Raw genomic sequence first — 2,130 nt, 5'->3', positions numbered from 1 at the left:
CATCCTCGCGGCTGACGTCCACCACCGCCGTTTCGAGCGCTCCCGGCCGGCCGAGCCCATCCCGCGCAGCATCCAGCTTCGCTTCGCCACGCCCGGCGATGATGACGTGCGCGCCTTCCTGGAGGCAGCGCCTGGCGAGCGCCAGCCCCATGCCCGAACTGCCGCCGACGATCAGGATCTTTTCCATGTCCATGCCTTTCCTTTGCATGGACGGTCATGTGGCAGGCCAACCCGCGAAGCGGAAACGGAAGAAGCCGATAGTGGTATCGGAAGGCCCGATGATGGATCGGCCGCCCAGGCTCGCCGGCAAAGTCAGGCGGCCTTGTGGAACTCCATGTCAAAGCGCAGCGGATGGCCGAGCGCCTTGAACGCCTCCTCGAGCGAGTCGAGCCGTGAATTGTGGTCGAGCCGGAACAGCCGATCGACATGCTCCCGTTGGCATTTCAGCTCGCGCATCAGATCGGCCCGACTCCAGCCCTTTTCCCTCAAGGCCATGTAGAGAGCCGATTTCAGGAAGACGAGCGCCGGGACTTCCACAAACCATCCCTTGCCCTTGGTTTCCTTGAGCGGGAAGGGGATATCATCCCCATGCGCAATTCGGGCGGCGATGGCTTCCTCGATGGCATTGCGTCCATTGCGGCAGGCTTCCTCTTTTGTGCCGCCATACGAGACCACCTCGTCGAATTGAGGCGCCGTAACCAGCCAGGTATCGTTGTCGTCGGGCGTGAGAGCGACTTCATACCACATACACGGTCTCCTCTATTTCAGGCCCAGATCCTTCTTGATCTTCTCGACCAGACGCGTTCCAAGCTCCTTGCCGCCGCCATGCATCGGCAGCTGCGAGACCTTGTCTTTAAAACGAACAGTCAGGTGACCGCTCCCACCGCGGTGGGTTTCAAAAGGTGCATCCCTGCTTGGCGAGCCAGCGCCGGAATTCGCTTGCGTTCATAAAAGATAGCGTATTCCACACATCTGTGGAAGTCAACAGAAGTGTGGGGTTGTTCAAGTCGTTGGAGAATTAGGAGAAATTGTCTTGGGTTAGCGCATCAATTCGAAAAGAGGAATCCGCCAGACCAGCCTAACGCCTGTTGACGGAAACTGGCACCAGCTCTCGCTACAATCGCCGAGGAATCGTCGACACTGCTGGCGGCGAAAAACGAGGTGACAATGGCCCCGATCAAGGTCGATCCGGACAAGGTCCGGGAATTCCCCGATGCGCAAAGCTTCCATGCCTGGCTGGCCGACAACCACGCCTCTGAAAGCGAGGTCTGGATCAAGATCCACAAGGTCGGCTCGGGCCTCGCCTCGATCACGCCGAAGGAGGCGGTCGACGTCGTGCTCTGCTTCGGCTGGATCGACGCGGTGCGCAAGTCGCTCGACGACAAGAGCTTCCTGCAGCGCTACACGCCGCGCGGTAAAAAGAGCATCTGGAGCAAGATCAACATCGACAATGTCGCGCGCCTGGTCGAGGCGGGCCGCATGACCGAGCACGGCCTGCGCGAGGTCGAGGCTGCCAAGGCCGACGGCCGCTGGGACCGTGCCTATGCCGGCTCGAAGGAGATGATGCAGGCCGCGATCGATGCCGAGCCGAAGGCGAAAGCGATGCTGGAAAAGCTCTCGGCGCAAAACCGCTTCGCGCTCGCCTTCCGCACCAACAACATGAAGACCGAGGCGGGGCGCAAGAAGAAGATCGCCGATCTGGTGGCCATGCTGAAGCGCGGCGACACCATCCATCCGCAGAAGAAGTAAGGCATGATCCCGAAAAGTGGTTGCCGGTTTTCGGAGAAGATCATGCCTCACTAAGGCAACCAAAAAACGCCGCCCGGAAGGGAGGGCGGCGTTTTCGGGAAGCGACGATCCTGAACCCTTTGGAAGCGGTCCGGGATCATCCGGTCATGAAGTTCGAAACGCCTCTGGCCTTACGCGGCCTTCTTCGCAGCATGCTTCTTCGCATGGTGCTTGCGCACATGGTGCTTCTTCACGGGATGCTTCTTGGCATGATGCTTCGCGTGCTTCTTCACGTGATGATGCTTACGGGCGTGGTGACGGTGATGCTTGCGGTGATGCTTCTTGTGCGGGCCATTGCTGGCCGGCTTGGCGGCGGTCGCTGCCGGCTTCGCAGCTTCGGTG

4 protein-coding genes are annotated in these 2,130 nt (G+C 60.4%); 2 read left to right on the top strand and 2 right to left on the bottom strand.

Annotation, left to right across the window (positions count from 1 at the left end; translation table 11 throughout):
• On the bottom strand, positions 1-193 hold a 193-nt coding region (locus EOA24_RS35380; RefSeq protein WP_245501931.1), incomplete at its 3' end, for an SDR family NAD(P)-dependent oxidoreductase.
• A 119-nt stretch (positions 194-312) separates the two neighbouring features.
• On the bottom strand, positions 313-747 hold the full coding sequence (locus EOA24_RS35375) for a type II toxin-antitoxin system HicB family antitoxin (protein ID WP_126083282.1): 435 nt from the start codon (positions 745-747) through the stop codon (positions 313-315).
• Positions 748-1,167: 420 nt separating this feature from the next.
• Here EOA24_RS35375 and EOA24_RS35365 point away from each other — a divergent pair, with 420 nt between their 5' ends.
• Both EOA24_RS35365 and EOA24_RS35360 read left to right on the top strand, forming a co-directional pair.
• On the top strand, positions 1,168-1,749 hold the full coding sequence (locus tag EOA24_RS35365) for a YdeI/OmpD-associated family protein (RefSeq protein WP_126083281.1): 582 nt from the start codon (positions 1,168-1,170) through the stop codon (positions 1,747-1,749).
• 146 nt (positions 1,750-1,895) lie between these two features.
• The coding region (locus tag EOA24_RS35360; protein WP_133374797.1) for a hypothetical protein at positions 1,896-2,130 on the top strand (235 nt) is incomplete at its 3' end.

Source organism: Mesorhizobium sp. M2A.F.Ca.ET.039.01.1.1, assembly GCF_003998035.1.
GTDB lineage: Bacteria > Pseudomonadota > Alphaproteobacteria > Rhizobiales > Rhizobiaceae > Mesorhizobium.
The sequence above is the reverse complement of the archived record's forward strand: the minus strand, read 5'-3'. Positions and strand labels throughout refer to the sequence as shown.